The sequence below is a fragment of the Bradyrhizobium oropedii genome (assembly GCF_020889685.1).
In the GTDB taxonomy this organism is placed as follows: domain Bacteria; phylum Pseudomonadota; class Alphaproteobacteria; order Rhizobiales; family Xanthobacteraceae; genus Bradyrhizobium; species Bradyrhizobium oropedii.
In genome coordinates this window covers 1-20,825 of sequence record NZ_JACMYO010000071.1, presented here as the reverse complement: position 1 = coordinate 20,825, position 20,825 = coordinate 1, and the positions used below count along the sequence as shown (strand labels likewise).

21 protein-coding genes are annotated in these 20,825 nt (G+C 61.8%); 7 read left to right on the top strand and 14 right to left on the bottom strand.

From position 1 onward, the window contains the following. Positions 1-174: 174 nt before the first annotated feature. From H8A95_RS20700 to H8A95_RS20640, 13 genes are all read right to left on the bottom strand, one after another. Positions 175-585 (bottom strand): TadE/TadG family type IV pilus assembly protein, encoded by a 411-nt coding sequence (locus H8A95_RS20700; protein WP_229184763.1) that lies wholly within the window; start codon positions 583-585, stop codon positions 175-177. Next, entirely contained in the window at positions 585-1,958 is a 1,374-nt protein-coding gene (locus tag H8A95_RS20695; protein ID WP_229184762.1) for a pilus assembly protein TadG-related protein, read from the bottom strand. The genes H8A95_RS20700 and H8A95_RS20695 overlap by 1 nt, the downstream gene beginning before the upstream one ends. Before the next feature lie 8 nt (positions 1,959-1,966). Then, the gene (locus H8A95_RS20690; protein ID WP_229184761.1) at positions 1,967-2,428 is read right to left on the bottom strand and encodes a hypothetical protein; all 462 of its coding nucleotides are present in this window, start codon (positions 2,426-2,428) and stop codon (positions 1,967-1,969) included. A gap of 6 nt (positions 2,429-2,434) precedes the next feature. Further along, on the bottom strand, positions 2,435-3,073 hold the full coding sequence (locus H8A95_RS20685) for a methyltransferase family protein (protein ID WP_229184760.1): 639 nt from the start codon (positions 3,071-3,073) through the stop codon (positions 2,435-2,437). A gap of 18 nt (positions 3,074-3,091) precedes the next feature. After that, positions 3,092-3,997, bottom strand: a complete 906-nt coding sequence (locus tag H8A95_RS20680) for a type II secretion system F family protein (protein WP_229184759.1) — start codon at positions 3,995-3,997, stop codon at positions 3,092-3,094. Continuing rightward, entirely contained in the window at positions 3,994-4,920 is a 927-nt protein-coding gene (locus H8A95_RS20675) for a type II secretion system F family protein (RefSeq protein WP_229184758.1), read from the bottom strand. The genes H8A95_RS20680 and H8A95_RS20675 overlap by 4 nt, the downstream gene beginning before the upstream one ends. Beyond that, positions 4,920-6,350, bottom strand: coding sequence for a TadA family conjugal transfer-associated ATPase (locus tag H8A95_RS20670; RefSeq protein ID WP_229184757.1), 1,431 nt, complete (start codon positions 6,348-6,350; stop codon positions 4,920-4,922). Before H8A95_RS20670 ends, H8A95_RS20675 begins: the two co-directional genes overlap by 1 nt. Next, the gene (locus H8A95_RS20665; protein WP_229184756.1) at positions 6,347-7,384 is read right to left on the bottom strand and encodes a CpaE/TadZ family protein; all 1,038 of its coding nucleotides are present in this window, start codon (positions 7,382-7,384) and stop codon (positions 6,347-6,349) included. The genes H8A95_RS20670 and H8A95_RS20665 overlap by 4 nt, the downstream gene beginning before the upstream one ends. A 170-nt stretch (positions 7,385-7,554) precedes the next feature. After that, positions 7,555-8,520 (bottom strand): Flp pilus assembly protein CpaB, encoded by a 966-nt coding sequence (gene cpaB, locus H8A95_RS20660; RefSeq protein WP_229184755.1) that lies wholly within the window; start codon positions 8,518-8,520, stop codon positions 7,555-7,557. A gap of 1 nt (position 8,521) precedes the next feature. Further along, the gene (locus H8A95_RS20655; RefSeq protein ID WP_229184754.1) at positions 8,522-9,028 is read right to left on the bottom strand and encodes an A24 family peptidase; all 507 of its coding nucleotides are present in this window, start codon (positions 9,026-9,028) and stop codon (positions 8,522-8,524) included. A gap of 71 nt (positions 9,029-9,099) precedes the next feature. Further along, complete coding sequence (locus H8A95_RS20650; protein WP_229184753.1) at positions 9,100-9,315, bottom strand: hypothetical protein; 216 nt, start codon at positions 9,313-9,315, stop codon at positions 9,100-9,102. A 91-nt stretch (positions 9,316-9,406) separates the two neighbouring features. Then, positions 9,407-9,622 carry a hypothetical protein gene (locus H8A95_RS20645; protein WP_229184752.1) on the bottom strand — a complete coding sequence of 72 codons (216 nt, stop codon included), beginning with the start codon at positions 9,620-9,622 and terminating at the stop codon, positions 9,407-9,409. 362 nt (positions 9,623-9,984) lie between these two features. Further along, entirely contained in the window at positions 9,985-10,353 is a 369-nt protein-coding gene (locus H8A95_RS20640; RefSeq protein WP_229184751.1) for a hypothetical protein, read from the bottom strand. A gap of 243 nt (positions 10,354-10,596) precedes the next feature. Between H8A95_RS20640 and H8A95_RS20635 the strand changes: the two genes are divergently transcribed. From H8A95_RS20635 to H8A95_RS20605, 7 genes are all read left to right on the top strand, one after another. Next, positions 10,597-11,091 carry a hypothetical protein gene (locus H8A95_RS20635; RefSeq protein WP_229184750.1) on the top strand — a complete coding sequence of 165 codons (495 nt, stop codon included), beginning with the start codon at positions 10,597-10,599 and terminating at the stop codon, positions 11,089-11,091. Further along, positions 11,076-11,624: a LabA-like NYN domain-containing protein gene (locus H8A95_RS20630; RefSeq protein ID WP_338027898.1), complete on the top strand. Its 549-nt coding sequence runs from the start codon at positions 11,076-11,078 to the stop codon at positions 11,622-11,624. The genes H8A95_RS20635 and H8A95_RS20630 overlap by 16 nt, the downstream gene beginning before the upstream one ends. Positions 11,625-11,951: 327 nt before the next feature. Further along, the gene (locus H8A95_RS20625; protein WP_229184748.1) at positions 11,952-12,260 is read left to right on the top strand and encodes a hypothetical protein; all 309 of its coding nucleotides are present in this window, start codon (positions 11,952-11,954) and stop codon (positions 12,258-12,260) included. A 253-nt stretch (positions 12,261-12,513) separates the two neighbouring features. After that, a complete protein-coding gene (locus H8A95_RS20620) occupies positions 12,514-14,229 on the top strand; it encodes a TolC family outer membrane protein (protein ID WP_274617441.1) in 1,716 nt (571 codons plus the stop codon). A 267-nt stretch (positions 14,230-14,496) separates the two neighbouring features. Further along, positions 14,497-16,650: a type I secretion system permease/ATPase gene (locus H8A95_RS20615; protein ID WP_274617443.1), complete on the top strand. Its 2,154-nt coding sequence runs from the start codon at positions 14,497-14,499 to the stop codon at positions 16,648-16,650. A gap of 12 nt (positions 16,651-16,662) precedes the next feature. Further along, a complete protein-coding gene (locus tag H8A95_RS20610; RefSeq protein WP_229184746.1) occupies positions 16,663-17,913 on the top strand; it encodes an HlyD family type I secretion periplasmic adaptor subunit in 1,251 nt (416 codons plus the stop codon). 213 nt (positions 17,914-18,126) lie between these two features. Then, complete coding sequence (locus H8A95_RS20605) at positions 18,127-19,140, top strand: transglutaminase-like cysteine peptidase (protein ID WP_229184745.1); 1,014 nt, start codon at positions 18,127-18,129, stop codon at positions 19,138-19,140. 91 nt (positions 19,141-19,231) lie between these two features. Here H8A95_RS20605 and H8A95_RS20600 read toward each other — a convergent pair. Further along, a partial coding sequence (locus H8A95_RS20600; protein WP_229184744.1) for a DUF5801 repeats-in-toxin domain-containing protein occupies positions 19,232-20,825 on the bottom strand: 1,594 nt, incomplete at its 5' end.

Below are 20,825 nucleotides of genomic sequence, written 5' to 3'. Positions count from 1 at the left end.
CAAGGAAAGAGCCCCGCCGAGCCGTACCGACACCCGAGAAAACTGCCTGATGTTGCCAGCCGGCACCACTTCCTTAGCCCGCTTGCGCCATTTCCAGCCTGCCTGGCGGGCAAAGGGCTTTCCGGCGGCGGCTCACGCCGGCGCCGTCAATCGCCGTCGGCGAATCGAGTCCCCTCAGAACGGAATCTTGGTGGTCACGCTCGGCGCGTTGAGGGTCGTGCCCCAGATCGGCATGATCATGGTGAAGCCCGCCAGAGATGCCGTCACGGTAAGCGCAGAACTCCCCGTTGTCGTGGTCACCGTCGGCGTGAGACCCGCGCCATACAGGAAGGGAGCAATATCTTGCTTCTGCGCGGTGGTCAGCGGATCGCTGGGACAGTTGGGGGTCGTCTTCGTAAGCTCGGCGTTTACATAGCAGTCCGCGACTGTGATGGCCCGCGCGCTGGAAGTCGCAAGCGTCCGCAACGACTGCATGGCGATCGCATAGCGCCCGAAATCGAAGATCGCGAAAATCAATGTGAAAAGCGGCACGGCGATCAAGCAAAACTCCAACGCCGCAACCCCGCGCTGATCGAGCTTTTTCATCACTGCACCATTCGAACTAATTGACTTACGGGCACGACGCCGGCCGCGCATCCGCTATTGCTGAATGTAGGCGAACCCACAAGCTCGATGCTTGCTGCAAAAAGCTCGGCACAGTTAGCAATCGTATTCAATGGCGTGATAGTTGGATGTCCGTTGAAGGAAAGATCCATGTTGGGCGCGTAGAAGACACCGGCAAAAGATATGTTGGGATTTCCGCTTATCTTCGGCGTGCCACTTTCGGTATCGTAGAACGCTACGTCGCTGAGTTCACCAGCGACCGACTGAAGCCGCGGGGGAAGTTGTGCTAGAGACACAGTGGCCTGAGCTGTGATTGAGAACGACGTGTTTCCGGTCATTCTCAGCGTTGCGCCGGGGAGCAAGATGATGGTTGCCGACACCCCTTTAACGCCGCCACATAAGGGGTTGCTCCCGTTGATCGCGTCGCACGTGAACAGCGCTTTAGTACTTCCTTTCAGACTGAGATCGGAGAAGAAATAGACACCGCTTGTCGTAATGGCGCCATTGCCGGGACCGGCATTGGCGCATTGAGTGGAAGTAGTATAAGGGGTCAAGTTCGAACCGCAGGATGGCAGCGTCAAATTCGATGGCGTAGTCATTGCCGTGTCGAGAGCTGAAAGCGGATTGGGCACCTTTGGCGCGTAGGTCAAGACCTTGTTGCAGTTTGTCGTATCGCCGCTGCAACTGCCGGACGTCGAAAGTGAGCCGGCATTCACCGTGGGATTTGCCTGGAAGTTGAAGCCGATCCCTGTGGAGTTCGACGCAAGCCCGCAATTCGGCGCCTGCACATTGACAGCGGAATCGTGAAACGAGATTGCCCCGGACAATGCCAAGACACACGGCTTGGCCAACTGCTTGACCTGAGCGGTGCCCACTGCGCCCAATGTGACAGTCGACAGGCCAAGAAGCTTTGCGAAGTAAGCCGGCTGCGCCTGGGTGACGGTGGCTTGCACGAAGCAGTTGGTACCGCTGGGGCAACTGGTGCCATTCCAAGCGCTGAGCTGGGCGATCGTGACGCTCTGCGAGAGCCCGCTCGGAAGCGTGGCCGGACACAAGGAGCCGGGATAAGACGTGTCGCCTGTGTTGCAGAATGCATTCTGCGCCGCAAACTCCTTGCCGCGATAGTCAACTGAGCTTGTATCGCTACAGGTGACTCCGGTCTGCCCGGCATCCGCGCAAGCCAGGCGCAAGGCAGCTGAATACGCTGCAGCGTCCGCGGCATTCTGCGCGCGCTGTCTGGTCGCATACCACGATCCCGCCTCGCCCCCGAGAGCAAGCACCCCTATCAGCGGTATCAACGCAATCACAGTTGCGAATGCGGCCGATCCTTGACGGCAACGAAGTATATTACGCATGGAACACCTCATTGAAACCGTTCCGAGTAATATAGCGTGATCGTGCACGAACTCCCGCACAACGAGCGCAAGACCATTGGTGCCAAGGTAAAGGAGGTGGAATATGAATAATACTTGGTGGGCGCGTTGGTGTTGGCTGACGAGCAGGGGGTGGGGGTGCTCGTGTCAACGCAAAAAAGCTGGAAGTTGGAGATCGGATATCTGGTATCAGCCTTGGCGAGCGCAGTTGATTGCCAGGTTGCCGCGTTCGTAACGTCAGGTGGCGGGTCGTACTGAATTGATTGCCCAAAGGCGCGCAATGCCTCCCAAGCCGTGATGTACTGGAAGCCGGCTATCGCAAGGTCGACAAGCGGCAGCAGAATAACCACGAACAGGAAAAAGAAAACGAACGGCATCTCGAACGCGACGACGCCGCGTTGATCCCTGATCAGAGAATGCTTGCAGTTCACACGGCTTTTCCAGTTGCGCATGGCCGCTCACCAGACATAAGGAACCAACCTCCAGCGCGAGGACTCGTAGCTGGAATATTCAGGAAGCGTGCGCCGGAGCACGTCCTCCTCGTAATGAATTCGCCAAACCTGGATGGCGATATGCAGGAACAGCAAGGCGACGGTCATCCAGCTCAGATGCTGCAGTACAACGCCGACAAACACGATCTCTTCCGACAGATAGAGCGGATGCTTGATCCACCCGTACGGTCCCGTCTGCACGACCGAACGCGCCTGCGGCACCAGGCTGAATGACCGTCCGAGATGGCGCACGGTGACGAGGATCATGATCATGCCGGTCAGCACGAAAACCGTGGACAGTAGATTCGGCAATGCGCCCTCGGTCCTCTCGAAAAACGTGATCGTCCACGGCCAGTATGTGCCGACGAACGCTGCGATCCTCGGCAGCAGCCCTTCGGCCTGCGCCTTTGCCGGCCCCCGGATCAGGATCAGGAGCGCCAGCATCAGGTAAAACACCGCGACGAAGAAGTTCGACACCAGCAATGGCCACGGCTCCCCTGCCGGGGTCGCAAGCTTGAACGACACGGCAAGTGCCAACAGCAGGAACCACGCGCTGCCCAGCAATCGGATGAGCCGATCGTAAGCCAGGTTCGTCGAGAGGCTCATTGCGCTTGCACTCATGGCTTACTTGCCGAGGTCGGAGAATGTACGAATGAGGTGAAGGAACGGGCTTCCGCCCAGAATGACGAACATCGCCGGAAGCAAGAACAACACCATCGGAACGGTGAGCTTGGCGCCCAATTTGTGCGCCCGCTCCTCGAGCTTGGTGATGCGCTCGCGGCGCAGGTCGACGGCGATGCTGCGCAGCGCCTGACTAAGCGGCGTGCCATATTGCAGGCTTTGACTGACCATGGTGCCGAAGCGACGAAGGCCCTCCGACATGGACGCCAGCTTCTCGAATGCATCCGAGCGGTTCGGCAGGATGCGGAGATCGTCGAGCAGACCGCGCAATACATGGGTGATGGCGGGATTGGTCTCCCGCATCTCTTCCGCCACGCGTTCGAGCGCGCTCTCCAGACCCATTCCCGCTTCACTGCAGACGACGAGCAGATCGATGGTATCGGGCGTACCCTGCCGAATCGCCGCGTCGAAGCGCCGCTTCAGGAACCACAAGATCAGCCGCGGGCCCATGATTCCGATCACCACGCCAAGCAAGGTGAAGATCATCGTGTCGCTGAACGGCCTTCCGAGAATCTGCGAGAGGGTGAAAGCCGCGATCGGAAACACAAATGTGCAGACCATCTTGAAGCCGAGCCAGATCGGCAGCATCCGATAATGATTGAAGCCTGCCGACTGCAGAATCATCCGCAGATCGTGGAGATTCTCCTGGGCGTAGAAGCGCGTGTAGCGTGCACCGACCGATGAAAGCCAACCGACCAGGTCCTTCGAGTCGGACCGGTCCGGAATGCCCAGCACGGCATTCGAGACCCGCGTGTCCAGGGCACGCAAGTGTATCTCGCGGATGATCAGAATGAAGGTCGCAGCCGCGATTGCGACGGCAAGGGTGGCAAGACCGAGAACACCCGTCATAGCGTGGTTTCCCTTCTGACCATCCAGCGGATCACGAAATGCCCGATCAGGACCGAGCACGCCGCATAGGCGAGAAGCACTCTTCCTTGCGGGTCGAACAACAACAGGTCGACCGACCGCGGATTGATCAGGTAAAGCAGCCCGCCGATTACGAGCGGCGCCATGGTGAGCGCACGCGATGAAAAGATAACTTCGCCCGCCAGTGCCTTCGCTCGGGCTGCCAGCGCAACCCGCTGGCTCACGGTCTCGCCCAGCGTCTCCAGCGTTTCCGCCAGGCTTCCGCCGGTCTTCAATTGCACGGCAAGGGTCACCGCGAACATCGCATATTCCGCCACCCGCGTTCGCTGGTAGACGCCTTCCACCGCCTCCTCGGGCGACCCGCCCATATTCAGTTCGCTACAGACGATTGCAAACTGCCCGGATGTCGGCTGCGGCATCTCGCGGGCGATGGTGCGAAATGCCTCGTGAACGGGCAATCCCGACCGGACAGTGCTCGTCACCAGTTGGACCGCGTCGGGAAGTTGCTTGAAGAGTTGATTGGCGAAACGCCGCTGCTGCCATCCAAACAGACCGCGTACGACCAGAAGGGCGACGCCCGCAGCGGCAATGCCGGCGTAGAGGCCCGGAAATCTCAGCACTTCATTGAGGTAGAGCACGCCGGCCGCCGCAAAGCATCCCGCAAGCGCCACATGGACCGGCCGCACGGCATACACCATCGCAGGATTGTAGTTGACAAGACGATGGAACGTACGCCAACGCGACGTCTTGGCCGCGCGGCGGATGGACACAAGGGCTTCTGCTTCGGCCGTCGGCAGAGCGATTTCGAGCTGACGGTCCATTCGCCTTTGCCGCGAGTCGAGCCACAGGGTATTGATCGTCGCACCCAAGAGAAGCACCAGGACGATGATCAGGGGAGTCGACATCAGATCTGCCTCATCGCTTCCGCCCAGGCCCGGTCGAGCCCGAAGTAGACGAGGCGGCTCTTGAATTTCGGCACCGCGTTGGTCGAGCGGTAGGTGCCGGATATCCGCCCGTGCACGTCCTCGTCCTTGTACTCGAACAGCGCGATGTCGTTGGTGGTGATCACCTCGCCTTCGAGGCCGATGACCTCGCTGACCTGCACGATGCGGCGCTGGCCGTCGCGCATGCGCTCGACCTGCACGATCAGATCCAGCGCGGCGACGATCTGGGAGCGGATCGCGCGCGGCGGCAGGTTGACCTGCCCCATCTGCACCATATTCTCGATACGCGTCAGCGCGTCGCGCGCGCTGTTGGCGTGCACCGTCGAGATCGACCCGTCATGGCCGGTGTTCATCGCCTGCAGCATGTCGAAGGCTTCAGCGCCGCGCACCTCGCCCACCACGATACGGTCCGGACGCATGCGCAGCGCGTTCCACAAGAGGTCGCGCTGCGTCACCTGGCCCGTACCCTCCAGGCTGGGCGGCCGCGTCTCCAGGCTGATCACATGCGGCTGCTGCAGCTGCAGTTCGGCCGCGTCCTCGATCGTGACGATGCGCTCGCTGTGATCGATGAACTGACTGAGGGCATTCAGCAGCGTCGTCTTGCCGGAGCCGGTGCCGCCGGAAACCAGGACATTGAGCCGGCAGCGGGCGGCGATCTCCAGCAGCTGTCCGAGCGCGGGGGTCATGGTGCCGTTCTCGATCATTCCTGCGATGTTGAGACGCCGGCTCGGAAACTTTCGGATCGAGATGCACGGGCTGTGGATCGCGAGCGGCGGCAGGATGATGTTGACGCGGCTGCCGTCCGGCAGGCGGCAGTCCACCATCGGGCTCGACTCGTCGACACGACGGCCGACCTGCGAGGCGATCTTCTGCGCGACGGAGACGATGTGATCGTTATCGCGAAAGCGGACCGCGACCCGCTCCAGCTTGCCGCTCCGCTCGATATAAACACTGCTCGGTCCATTGATCATGACGTCGTTGATCGTCTCGTCCAGCAGGAGCGGACGGAGCGGCCCGTAGCCGGTCATGTCGTCGGCTATTTCCTCGGCGAGGAAGAGCTGCTCGCGGCCCGACAGTTCCAGCCGCTCCTGATTGGCGATGCCGTGAATGATTTCCTCGATCTGCCGCCGCAAGACATCGCGGGGCACGGTCGCGGCCGCCGACGGCTCGATCTGCTCGATCACCCGTTCGCGGAGCGATGCCGACATCACCGGATGATGAGCCGGCTCATCATGCTTTGGAGCCGGTGTGAACAGGTTCGGCGCCGATGGCGACACGCTCGGTTCCGCCAGCGGCAAGGGTGGCGGCACCGGCCGCATGGGCGGCGCCTCCGGCACGGCTGCGGGCATCCGCATTGGCATTTCGTCTGCGCGCCTACCGAACTTTTTCATAGCCCGAGCCACCTCTTCCAACGCGCCTTTTGATTGGCGCCGACGCCGGTGATCTCGCGCACGATCGGAGCGAGGTGACGCCGCAGCCCGGACACATGCTTGAGCGCGGGAACGCCGAGGTTGACGGCCTGGGTCATTCCCTTGCCGAGATCCGGGATGATCATGTCCGGCTCCGCACCCAGCGCCTTGACGATCGTCGCCCTAGGCAGGCCGCCGGCGCGGCCGGCACGATTCAGCAGGGTAAACACGCGATCCTTACCGGCGATGTTGGTGACGGCATTTCGCAGCGCGTGGGCGTTGCGCAGGCCGGTCACCTCGGCTTCCAGCAGCACCAGCACATGGCGGGACATCTGAATGACGGGATAGATCGACGCCGGGAACGGCACCGGCACGTCGACGACGACGTAGTTGAAGCGCTGGCGGAGAAGACCCAGCACGTGCCGCACGCCTGCTTCGGTGATGTCGAGCTTGGCATCAAGGTCCTCATCGCCGGAAATCAGGCAAACCCGCTCGTTCACTTCGATTGCCGCGCGCTCCAGGAACAGCGTGTCGGCCCGCATCGGATTTTCGAGAGCAATACGCAGGCCCGGACCGGGGCGCACGCCCAGCATCACCGCAGTCTCGCCACCCTGCAGGTGCAGGTCGAGCAGTGCGACCTTGGCCTTCGTTGTCTCGGCCAGTTGCAGCGCAAGGTTGATCGCGACGCTTGTCGCTCCGGCGCCGCCCTGCGCACCGCATATCGAGACAACATGCCCGCCGCGATCGCGATCGCTTTGGGCAAGCGTGGCGTCGCCAAGCAACTTCGGACGAAGCTGGTCGAGCACGATATCCCTGGTGATCGGCGTTGGGAGATACTCGGTAAGACCGATCTCCATGAGTTCGCGGTAGAAGGTGATCTCCCGGTTGTCGCCGATCAGGGCGACCTTCACGTCAGGCGGACAGACGCTGGCGAGGCGCTCCAGTTCAGTGAAGGGATCATCCATCCCGCTGATGTCGGCCACCAGCGCGTACAGATCGGTGTCGGTCTCGAGCATGCGTGTCGCATGACGGATGGTGCCGCGCCGGATCACCAGGTTGCTGCCGTCGAGACCCTTGCGAAGAGCAGCAGCGCTGAGCTCGTCGTTCACGAAGCAGACGATGCGGTTGCGCGCAACGAGGGACGCCGTCTCTTCGGGTGATTCTACCACTGCCATGTTCACACTCATCAACGTTTCTCCGGCGCCTTGCCAACGTCACCCGCCGCTGCGGTCGTCTGAGCTTCGACACCGGGGGTCACGTCGCAGCCCGCACGAGCGTCGTCGTCCGCATCCTGCTTCCTGACCGAATATTGCTTGACCCCGCTGCCGGAATAGATCGCCACCGTCGTGCTCTGGCCGGCGACCGCACTCTGGCGCGCCAGCTCGGGCGACACGTCGCAGCTCGATGTCGCACCGCTGTCGGCCTTGTCCCACTGCTCGGCGGCAGCCCGGACGACGAGCGAGAGCGTTCCAAGCTGCTTTGCCACGGCGACCTTCTTGACCTGATCCGGCTTGAGCTCCAGCGATACGGTTTGCGCCGTCTTGCCCGGCACCGCATTGGTGATGGGGCGACCGCCTTGCGCAATCTCCTGGTCGATCGCGATCACACGCACGTTGGACAGCACTGTTTCGCTGACGGCCCGCTTGACGGGATCCGCCTTCTCGAACACCTGGGTCAACACTACGTCGACATTGTCGCCCGGCCTGATCAGACCGGAGACGCCAGTCTCCTCGTCGACCTTGATGCTGATGGCGCGGCTGTCCGGCGCCAGAACGCTGGCGAGGAAGCCGCGATCCTTCGGACGCAGGATATCGTCCAAAGTAATGGCGCTGCCGGCGTCGACGAACTTGCGAACCAGAGAACCGGGAAGTCCGGCCTTGGAGTCAGCCGTTTCGAGGATCGCACCTGCGGGGACACGATTTTGCGGCGCCTGGCGCACGGCGAAGTCCTCGTCCCGGGCCAACGTCCCCTTGGACAGCGGACGCGCCGCGACGAAGTAGGCGATTGTCGCAGGTGCTGGTGCAGGCTTCTCCGCGATTGCCTGCGCAACGACCTGGTCTTTCGGCTGGTTCACGTTATAGGCAATGATCCCGAGCGCCGTAGCCGCAAGCAACAGCACCATGATGATCGAAACGCGCAAAGCGGACGACATGTCAAAATCCTTTGCTCAAAATAGCCCAGATACCGCCGCAAGCGATGGCGACACCGTATGGTAGCGGCGCGTGTCGCAAATGACGCCAGCGCTCGACCGCGTAGACCCTTCGCACCAACGACGATCCCGCGGGTGCCAGCCTCGGTTGCGGCAGGCGGCGCATCGCCAGATGCACCGCTGCCAGAGCGCCGCCGGCCAATGCAGTTGCCGTCAACATCTGAATCACGCCGGTCAACGGCAAACCGATCGCCAGCGCGACCAGCAACTTGACGTCGCCGCCGCCGATCGCTCCGCGCAGATAGATCACGAAGAGCGCCAGGAAGAGCATTGCGGCAACGATCAGCGACTGGCCGATCTGCACTGGACTGGCCAATTGACTAACGATCCCAAGGAACGCTAGCGACAGACAAATTTCGTTTCGGATCAACCGTGTCGCGATATCGATCGTTGCGACATACAACAACAATGCGATTTCCAGACACGAAGTCGTGGACGCAATCCAATTCATGAAATAAACGCCTCGGAAAAAGGCGGGGGGCACAAAACAATGTCCCCCTCTGGAGCGCCGTCTTCTAGGACTTAAGCGCTAACGGCGTTGGCAACCGCGGTGCCGATCGAAGTGAGCGAGGTGGTCAGAACACTGCCGATGCCGCTGGCGGTCCCCGTACCGAACGCCGCGGAAACGGCGGCGACGACACAGGCGGCGACGATCACGTACTCGAACGACACAACGCCGTCCTTGTCCGTGCGCAGATGCTTAAACCCTTCGGTGATCCTGGTGTACGACTGCAACATAGGAGTAAGCCTCCTTACGGCTTGCACACATCGCAATCCGGTTGACGGCTGTTGACAGAAGGAAACTGCCAACAGCGATCAACAGCCGGAGTTAAGCGGAGACTGCGGTGGCGACCTTGGTGCCGATCGTGGTGATCGAGCTGCTCAGGACCGAGCCGATGCCGCTGGCGGTACCCGTACCGAACGCAGCAGAGACGGCGGCGACGACGCAAGCGGCGACGATCACGTACTCGAACGACACAACGCCGGCCGCATCCGAGCGGAGGCGCTTGAAGGCTTCGGTGGTCTGGATGTAGAGCTTCAGCATAGGAAAATATCCCTTTTTCGATTAATTTACTTACGATGAATTTACGCAACGGTTGGTCGGGCAAAATCCGCCAACTGGGTTCCGGTTATAGGATCTCGCCACTTAGCTGTCATCTGGTAATCCTTCGTTAACCCTACCAGCGCCTCGGCTTACACCGCCTCAACGCGAGACGTTGAAGATCACAACCAAAATTCTTGCGATTGCCGCGGATTTTTCAGCATATTGCAGCCCGCGTTTTGCCACTCCGTGCGAATACGGTATCGGCACCGAGGTGGTCGCCAAAGGTGTCGAGAGGCATCCTGCCTTGACGGCTCCGCCGCCTCTTGGTCAGCCATCAATTGCCATGCACAGGATCGCCCGTCTCAATAACAGGTCCCGGAATCCCCTCCGAGCCGGCCGCAACTCTCCGGGTTGGATTGTCGCCATTGCGTGACCGCCAGCGGCGGCTTGCTCGCGTTCGCCGGCGCCGCCGACAGCCTGCTGCGCTCTTCGTCGAGGAGCTGCGAATGAAGCTTCTGGATCTGAACGTTTCGCTCGAGCAGGGACATCGATCTTGCCTGAACCTGCTCTGCCAGCCCCTTGCGCATGGCATTCTCCCGATCGAGCAGCTCAGGATACCCCAACAGCGGCCGGACCAGCTCGGTCGCCTTGATCACGCATGACGCCCGCGCCACCGCCTGCGCGATCTGGTCCGGAAAGGCGCCGCGGCATTCCGCGAGCGCGCCGTTCAAGTTGACCGCCGCCGGCGCCGGGTCGGTTGCCGTTGCAGTTACCGCTGGTATCTCCGCTGTGGGCTCTCTTGCCGTCTCCGTTGCGGGTCCCGCCTCCTCCTTTTCGACGGCTTGGCGCGCAGCTCCGCAACAAGCCAGCAGGATGCAGAGCGAGAGAGTGGCCAGGCGTCTCGCGCGCTTTGGCCAAGCCTCTCCGTCCCGATCCCGGATAGGACGGCCAGATGGCGCGATAGGCGTACCTCCTTGGGTCACGTCTGCCGGCAGGAGCAAGTTGTCTTTGCAGTCAGGGACGCTGAACCGTCCTCTCCTCCGGTGGAAAAAATTCGTATTGGCGAAAATCCGAGGTCGGCAAGAAAGCTGTCTTCTCAAAAAAAAATCGCTCCGTGCGAAATGGCAGAGCTGATTGATGCTAAATGCATTTCAGCTGCCCGCGCAATAGTGACCTTGCGCGGCAACAAGGCCCGGCGCGGCAAGTCGGTAGCTGCGCTGACCCAGCCATCCCCGCAACAAATGAACGTTTCGCTTGCAGTTGAAGGCCGGCCGGCGTCACGGCGACCGCCGCCGGAGCAGCATGCGCTGGATGAGAGCCTGCCGGCGCCGGCGCAAATTTCCACTTCATCCCCGCCAAGTCCTTGCTCTAGGATCAGTCATTTCAATGAGAGCGCCCACCATGCGCTCGAGGAATTTCCAGAACCAAAACGTACTGCGACTGATCCGGCGTCATGGGGCTTCAGATGACCGATCGCATTGCACTTTTCATCGACGGCGCGAATCTGCACACCACGGTCAAGAACCTCGGCTTCGAAGTCGACTTCCGGCGACTGCTCGCGGAATTCGGCAAGTATGGGCAGATCGTCCGCGCCTATTTTTACACGGTCGTGAGAGACGACGACGAGTTCAGCAGCCTTCGACCGCTGGTGGATTGGCTCGACTACAATGGATATGCGGTCAGGAGAAAGTCGGCCAAGCCGCACGACGACGGCGATGGACGGCGACGAATGAAGCGCAGCATCGGTATCGAGCTCGCGGTCGACGCATTGGAAATCGCGCACCGTATCGACCACGCATTCCTGTTCTCTGGCGATGGTGATCTGCGGGCTGTTGTCGAAGCCGTCAGGCGGATGGGCGTCCGGGTCACCGTCATTTCCAGCATTCGGACGAAACCACCCATGATCGCCGACGAGCTTCGCAGGCACGCGGACGTCTTCGTCGAGCTCGAGAGCCTCAGGGCATTGATCGAGCGCCCTCCACATCCGATTGCGCCGGAGTGAAATCGCCGACGCGCCGGCGACGTCGCCCGCGGAGATCGCCTGCAAGCGGAAGCGCAGCCCGGTCGCCGCGTCCGTACATCACCGAGTTACGCAGGCTGGTCGGAGACATCAATATTCGCAACCAACGCAACTGCAGAGGAGAAAACCAATGTGGAGGTCGGTCGGCTGCATCTTGCTGTTGTTGGCAACGACAGGCGCAGCGCTAGCTGAATCTTCCAGGTTCACCGTGACGCGCCGCGGGGCAGACGGATCGAGCCCGGCGCCTCAGGCAAAGGCGGTGACGTTCAGTGGATCGATAACGATCTGGATGCGGTCCGGCCTGCCGTCTTGATCGACGGCGAAACGTTCACGGTCACCTGGGGAACGACTGTCCCGGCGGACGGCAAGGGAGCCAAGCTCACGACCTATGTCTTTGCAGCCGCCCACCGGGCTGCTGCGTCGATCTTTGCGACGCGCGTGGACGAGTCCACGGTCGAGATCTTCCGGTTCTATTTTGGCAGCAGGTCGCTCTACAAACTGACGAGCCGCTTGGCAGGCCCCTCGCCCGACTCCAAGGCCACGCCCTTCGTTGCAACCTACCAGGCGACCTGTCGCGCGCAGTGGGCGACGGCAGGCCAGCCGTTAAGGCGATCTTAACTGACCTTTTCTGTTCCGGTTTGCCGGTGTTGCTGATCGGCACCAGCCGGAATGCCCACGCGCCCCGCTCTCAAACCATTGGATTTTAATAAAAATCTCAATGAGCCCGGTAACCAGCGCTATGACTCCACTCCACTTAGAGTGGCGGTGTGGCGGAAATGTCATAGGTCGGGGAACCGTCCTTTGTTAGCGTTCGTCAGATTTTTACGTAATATTTTTGTGAGTAGGGGCGGAATTGAGTAGGGGCGGAATTATGAGATCGGCATACACGGTCATCGCGTGTCTCTGCCTGGCGGCAACGCCAGCATGTGCCGAGGTTTTTTCCATTAACGATGCATTGCGCCAGGCAATGCAGACCAATCCGGGCTTGGGTGAAGCCTCCGCAAATCGGCGGGCGACGGAAAGCGAGCTGAGACAGACTCAGAGCACGCTGCTGCCGCAGGTGCGCGTCGACGCCAGCTACGGACCGGAAAAGTTCGACCAGCCGCCAGGGTTCATCGCGCCATCGATCCAGACACCAACCGTGGGTTCGGGCCCGTGGCGCAATGGCAGCCAGGAATCTGTGGTTGTGCGCCAACTGCTCTGGGATGGCTTCTCGTCGATCTATGACGTCTGGCGTCAGACCGCGCGCGTCAACGCCGCAGCCTCCCGCGTCAAGGAACGAACCGAGCTGCTGGCCCTCGACGCCGCCGAAGGCTACATGGACGTCGTGCGCTACATCAGGCTGGTGAGCCTCGCCCAGCAAAACGTCGCCAATCACGAGAAGATCTTTGCCAACGTGAACTCGCGCTTCTCGGGCGGCCGGGCCGGCGAAGGCGACCTCGAGCAAGCGCGAGAGCGCGTCGAGGCCGCCCGTGCGGCACTCGCCGAATTCCAGCGCAGCCTCGATGACGCGCGAGCGAAGTACCGCAAGGTCGTCGGCCTCGAGCCGATCAACGTTCGCTTCCCGAGCCCTCTCGCAGGATTGCCGCACAGCCGCGATGAAGCGCTGGCGACCACGCTGCGGTTCAATTCGACGATCGCGGCGGCCCAGTCCGACGCCGACGCCGCCAAGCATGCGTTCAAGGCGACCGACGGAACATTCGGACCGAAGTTCTATCTCGAAGGACGCGCGACCCACTACGACAACTCGTTCCCCTACGTGACGGCGCCGGGAAATCCCGCCGTGACCCATGAGGACTACAGCGGCAAGGTGGTGATGTCGTGGGACATCTTCCGCGGCGGCCAGGATGCCTGGAACAGGTCGGAGAAGGCCGAACGCTATACCGAAGCCACCATGCGGCACGCGCGCTTGCAGCGCGACGCTTATGAATCGATCGACAAGGCGTGGAATGCCCGTACGATTACGGCCACCCGCATTGCAGCTCTGGCGCGCCAGCTGGAAGCAGACCGCAAAACCATCGCGGCCTTCCAGAAGGAATACGAGCTCGGCCAGCGCTCCCTGATCGACCTGCTGAACGCCCAGAATCAATTCTTCAACGCGTCGGTCTCGCTCACCTCCGCCCGTAGCGTCGTTGTTTTCGCCGACTACCAGCTGCTGGCGGCGATGGGGACCTTGATCGAGTATCTGAAGGCTCCGCCGCCGGTCGATGCCGCGCCGACCGACATGCTCTCGATCGGCCTGCCCCGCTACTCGTTCCCCACCCTGCGCGTGAACCTGCCGCAAACCGGCTCAGAGCCGCTGCACGTCGCCGTTCCGGCCCCCACTGCCGCCGCTCGTTCCGCCAAGGGCTACAAGGAGGGCTATGCGGCAGCTCAGCCGAAGGATACCGGCTTTGCGGATCGCTTCACCGGTTCAACGACGACTGCTGCTGTGCCCGGATCTGCGGAATGGATGCAGCAGCAAAAGAGCGCTGCGGACGGCCCGAACGTGATTTACGCGAATCCGTCCGTCACGGCGAACGCGAGCTCCTATGCATCGACTACGCCGCACTGGCTGCTGTCGGCCTTCCCGAGTTCCGCTCAATAGCAGCCGCTAAGCCAAGATCAAAACTTCCGAAAGGGCCCCAAACGGGGCCCTTTCGATTCCCGTATTAATACTTAAAGCAAGTTTCGCTGATTTCGTTCGCTGTTTGTTGTAGGCTCGGCGCAGATCTTCGAATGCGATTGCTGCATTTCCATTTGGTTATCGAGGTTTCAGTTGTTGTTTCGAACCCCCAGCGCGGCGGCTGACGCCGGCCGCTCCTCGCCGGACGATTCAAACTCAAAGCCTGCCGCGACCAGTCGGCCGAGCGCACTGGGCGACGATCCCCTCACCGCATCGTTGAGCTATCTTGCCGCCCATCACGGCCGCGCGGTCAGCCGCGAGGCTCTGCTCGGCGGACTTCCGATCACGGACGGACGCTTGTCTGTTTCGCTCTACGACCGCGCGGCCAGACGCGCGGGTCTAGAGACTGAAGCCGTCAAGCGCAGCATTTCGGACATTCCCGCGCTGGTCTTGCCGGCTGTCCTGATCATGAAGGACGGCTCTGCGCTCATCCTCCTTGGCGCGGATGCAGCGAACAAGGCGATCAAGATCGTTGATCCGGCGACGCCGAAGGCCCCGCGCGTCGCAGACATTGCCGCGGTCGCTGGCGAATATACCGGCTACGCGTTTCTGGTGCGAAGCGCTGCGCAGGCCGATGCGCGCACCGTCGCCGCCGGAGACATCCCCAGGAACCACTGGTTCTGGTCGGTGGTGAAGGCGCACTGGCGCAGCTACGGGCACATCGCGATCGCCGCCTTCCTGACCAACGTCCTGGCGCTGGCGACGCCGCTGTTTACGATGAGCGTCTATGACCGCGTCATCCCCAACGGGGCGATCCCCTCTTTGATCGCCCTCTCAATCGGCATGGGGCTCGGCATCGTCTTCGATTTCATCTTCCGCATGGTCCGCAGCCGCATGATCGACGTGACCGGCAAGACCATCGACGTCGTGCTCGCCGCCAACATCTTCGAGCATGTGATGGCGGTGAAGATGGCGCAACGGCCGACCTCCGTGGGCATCATCGCCAATCAGCTCCGCGACTTCGACTCGGTGCGCGAGTTCTTCACGTCCGGCAGCGTGGTTTCGGCGACCGACCTGCTGTTTGCCATCCTGTTTGTCGGGGTGCTGTTCATCATCGCCGGGCCCCTGGCCTGGATCCCGCTCGTCATGCTCCCTCTCGTGATGCTGGTCGGCTTCCTGCTGCAGCGTCCGCTCGATCGCGCAATGAAGCGCCTGCAAGCCGAATCCGCGGCCCGGCACGGCGTACTCGTCGAATCCCTGTCCAGTCTCGAAACCGTCCGCGCGACCGGCGCCGAGGCCCGCATGCAGACCTTGTGGGAGCGTTCGGTCGCGGCCACCGCCCGGTCCGGCGAGGACGTTCATTTCTGGTCGTCAATGTCGCTGACCAGCGCGAGCACGGCCCAGCAGATCACGAGCCTGCTGCTCGTCGTCGTCGGCATTTTCCTGATCCTCGACGGCAAGCTCAGCGTTGGCGCGCTGGTCGCTGCAAACATGCTCGCGGGCCGCATCCTGGCGCCGATCGCCGGCATCGCCTCCGTCATCACCAAGGGGACGCAGACATTGTCGTCCCTCAAGGCCATCGACCGCATCATGTCGATCGAGCGCGAACGATCGCCGACCCGATCCTATGTCGCAAGACGGATCGACGACGGCAAGGTCGCCTTCGAGAACGTGTCGTTCGCCTACCCCAACGCGCCGGGCAACGCGCTCGAAAAAGTCAGCTTCAAGATCGAGGGCGGAGAAAAAGTCGGCATCATCGGCCGGGTCGGATCCGGCAAGACCACGGTCGGCAGGTTGCTGCTCGGATTCTACGAGCCGAAGGAAGGCCGCATCTTGGTCGACGGCGTGGACTCGCGCCAATACGATCCTTCGGATCTGCGCACCGGCATCGGCTTTGCGATGCAGGATACCGACCTGTTCTTCGGCAAGCTGCGGGACAACATCGCTCTTGGCAAACCCGAAGCGACCGACGAGGAAATCCTGCTTGCCGCGCGGCTCTCCGGCGTCGAGAGCTTCATCGCCGGCCACCCGATGGGTTACGACATGCCGATCTCGGAAGGCGGCCGCAGCCTGTCGGGCGGCCAGAAGCAGGCCATCGGGCTCGCGCGTGTGTTGATCCGCAAGCCTCGCGTGCTGTTTCTCGATGAGCCGACCGCGCACTTCGATATTCGCAGCGAGCAGGAATTCCTTGAACGCCTCAAGGGCCTCGGTGACGAGCGTATGACCATCATCATTTCGACCCATCGTCTGTCATTGCTGAACATGGTCGATCGCTTGCTGCTGTTTGACAATGGCCGCCTGGTTGCCGACGGCCCGCGCGACAAGGTGCTCGCCCTGCTCCAGGGAAAGCCCGCGTCTATGCCTCCGTCGCCGGAGAATACGATCCAGCCGAAATCTGCATAACGAGCGAATATTATGGCGTCTTCCGATTTTGCATTTGCAAACGACATCCGGTCCGCGGCGCTGCTGCGCACGCCCCGTACCTCTCGCATGCTGCTGTGGACCTCGTGCGCGCTGCTTGCGACGTTTCTGATCTGGGCCCATTTTGCCGTGCTGGACGAAGTCAAGCGCGGTAGCGGCCGCGTCGTGCCGTCGCGGCAGATGCAGGTGGTGCAATCGCTCGAAGGCGGCATCGTCGGCGACATTCTGGTGCGCGAAGGCGACATCGTTCAGCAGGGCCAGTCCCTGATGCGCATCGACGACACCAAGTTCGCCTCCGAATTCGGCGAGATTCGCGAGCGCCGCGCGGCGATGGCGGCGCGGGTGGCCCGCCTCGACGCCGAGGCGCGGGGACGAAGCGAGATCACCTTCCCGGATCAAATCGACCAAGTGGTTCCCGCCGCCGTCGCGACCGAGGCCAGCGTGTTCAAGATGCGGGGTCAGAAGGTCGCCCAGGATATCGACGTGCTCAATCAGCAGGTCACTCGCCTCAGCGGCTCCCTCAAGCTCCTGGAGCGCGAGCAGACCCTGACGCGCAGGCTGTATGAGCAGAAGGTCGTGCCCGAGATCGAGATGCTGCGGCTTGACCGGCAGGCAACCGAGATGAAAGGGCAGCTCGCCGAAGCGCAATCCAAGATCACAAATATCACCGCGTCCTTCCGTTCGCAGGCCGACGAGGATCTCGCGAAATCGCGCGGCGACCTTGCTGTGCTCGACGAGAACATCAAGTCCGCCCAGGATCGGGTGCGCCGTACGGATCTGAAGGCACCGGTCCACGGCATCGTCAACAAACTGAATGTCAGCACCATCGGGGCCGTGGTGGCGCCGGGCGCCAACCTCATGGATATCGTGCCGCTGGACGACACGCTGCTGGTCGAAGGCCGGATCCGTCCCCAGGACATCGCCTTCATCCGTCCCGACCAGGACGCGGTGGTGAAGATCAGCGCCTATGATTCCTCGGTCTACGGATCCTTGAAGGGCAAGGTCGAGCGTATCAGCGCCGACACCATCGTCGACGACAAGGCGGAAAGGACCGAGCGCCCGGAGACCTTCTACCGGGTCATGGTGCGCACCGATAAGAACCATCTCGGCACCGAGCAGCATCCCTTGCCGATCATTCCGGGAATGGTGACCACGGTCGAAGTCCTAACCGGCGAGAAATCGGTCCTGGACTACATCGTGAAGCCCGCCCGACTGCTGCGCGACGAGGCCCTGCGCGAGCGCTGATCGGCGCCGCGCGGTTAACCGATCGTGACCTCCGATCGTTCAACTTCGAACAAACCGGCAAACTCTGGATTGACCGCCTTTCCGACAATGCCAGGCGCCGGCCTCTCCACTTAACTCCGCTTAAGCGGCCAAGGCGTCAGTTTGCGTCCCGATAACAGCGGGGACGCAGATCGACGCGCAGACGTTGACGGTCCCCGGTATTGGGGACGTCATATGAAGTCGCTGAAGTTTGCTTCGTCGGCAGTCATGGCCGCGGCTGCATTTTCAATAGGTCTTTGCGTAGCGCATTCCGCGTTTGCTGCGGATGAACTCACTCTCGGCAACCCTGCCGCCGAGCTCGCGCCGGCGTCGGACGCCGCATCGAACCGCCCGCCGGCCACCTTCTTCACCATCGCCGACGTCCTCGCCAAGCTCGACCGGCAGCGCGGCCGTGGCCCGAACGCCATCCGCACCGCCTCGCTCACGCCGCTGAATACGGCGACCGACGCATCACCCGCGGCAAAGCCGCTTCCGCCCGAAGGCACCGAGCCGTTCGGCCTGTTCACCTTCCGCGCGCCGGAAAACAGCCTGTGGCGCAAATGGCGCGGCCTCGAAGCCGACCTGGCAAAGGAGCAGACCGTGCTCGTGCAATGCCGCGAGAACGCGACCGGCTGCCCGCCCAATGCCGCGCAGTTCCTCCGCCTGATCAACGCGGTCAAGTCCAAATCCGGACGCGACCGGCTGGATGACGCCAACCGCGCCGTCAACCAGGCGGTCCGTTATGTCAGCGACTTCGCCCAGTATGGCGAGGCCGATCGCTGGACCGCCCCGCTCGCCACCTTTGCAACCGGCAAGGGTGATTGCGAGGACTATGCGATCGCGAAATACATCGCGCTCAGCGAGGCTGGCTTCCCGCGCGAGGACCTGCGCCTTGTGCTGGGCCGCGATCGCGCCATCCGCCAGGATCATGCCGTGCTGTCGGCGCGCCTCGATGGCCGTTGGCTGATCCTGGACAGCCGCCGCTCCGAGCTGATCGACGACGGCGAACTCGACAACTTCACGCCGATGTTTGCGATCAACGAGCGCGGCGTGCAGCTGTTTGCGGCCCCCTACGCCAAGCGCCTGCCGCTCGGCGACGACCTCGACGCCGCACCGGCGGCCGCCAATGCGCCCGATGCCGAATGGACCGGAGTGGAGTCGCTCGATGCAGCAAGCCCGCTCCCGGGCTTCCTGCCCGTGCTCATGTGACGGCGCGCGGGCAAGGCAAATCCAAGGAAAGATCCAAAAGAAAATCCGCGGAGTTGTCTCCGCGGATTTTCGCTTTGGCTACAAGCCTGGCCTAGAAAATATGAATGTTCGCGGCCGCCGGCACACCGGTACTCAAATGTGCGAGGTCCACCTTGTCGGAGCCGGTGCCATTAGCCGAGTACCAGAGCTCATGCGTCGCATTGTTGAAGAAGAACTTGTTCGCGCTTCCACTTTCGTTCCAGGCGCTCGCGTTGTTCTCAGTCCCGCCCGTGGCTGCCGATGACGTGAACTGGTTCGCCGTCAGAGCATTTGAAGAGCCTGCCGGCAGGCTCAGGCCTGCCACGTCGAGAAGCACCAAGTCACCGCTGTTGAAATCACTAATGGTAAAGTGGGCGGCGAGATTGAGAACGAACTTGTCGTCCCCACCATTACCAGTAAGCGTTTCGTTGGTTACTCCGGCAACAATGACATCATTGCCGGCGGTCCCCGAAAGGGTCGTTCCGCCGTTCACGGTTACATCGAACCACCCGGTAGCAACGTCTCCGTCACCGTCCCTGACGCCCAGAGTAAAGGGAACGTCGGTTTGGCCGTTACAGACGAGTTCGGAAATTCCAGCCAGCAGGACCTTGGACTTGCCGGAAGCGTCGTATAGTTCAACGTAGTCGATATTCCCATGCCCGGTGGCTGTAAGCGTGGTCCCATCGGTAGCCGAATTATAGACGTGGGAGGTCACGGTGCCGTCGACGCTATGCACCAGATACCAAATAGTTGTCGGGCCACCGATATCCTTGATTGTGAACGAGACCTGATTTCCCGTTCCAACAGCCGAAGCGCCAGTTGCGTGACCATAGGTCCAGGTGTCGCCATTGCTGTTGTCGCCAGCAGTTCCAAAATCAAAGCGCATGAAATCGCCTTGTTTGAAGTTGTTGCTGTGGACGCCCAAGCCCTGCGAACTTGCGTTGATGGTGTCTTGGGTGAGCTTTGCACTCGTCAGCGTATCGTGCGTTTCGCTAAACCAGCTGGCCGCATTGAACGATCCGGTCGTGTGGTAGCCCGTCACTGTGGCTACGGCATTGCCGCTCGTGTCCGACAAGACCGCATAAGAAGTCGGACCAGCACCGTGGCCGCCAACAGAGGTGCTGATGGACTGTTGTGAATACGAATCGAGCGTGTGGTACAGATAGAATGTGTAAGTCGACGTTGTCGGATCGAGCGTTACCTTGAAGACGTCTGCCCCATTGGCGACACCGTGCAGGTAGCCATTTGCATCGACATACTCCGAAACCGCGAATCCCCCCGACTGGAGCGTCGTCGCAGTGGGATGTAGCGGATCGGTGGATACGCCCGTGAAATAGATCAATCCCAAGCCATCCGCGCCAGTCGTGAATTGCAGATCTCCCGTTACGCTGATGCCCGCGACATTGGCAATCACTCCATGCTCTGCCGACGTCCACGACGGGCCGTCATCGTGGAAGGTGACGTGCGAGCTGAGGTCGAGCTTCTGGCTCGCGCTGTCGCCGTCCTTGTCGGTCACCGTCGCCGTCAGCGTCACCAGGCCGCCGGTCAGGCTGATGCCTTCACCGGTGTCCGGGCTGGAGGCGGTGAGCTCGTGCACCGCACGGTCCTGCGTCAGCGTCACATTGCCCGTCGCCGGGTCGACCGTCAGCGTGAACACCAGCCAGGCC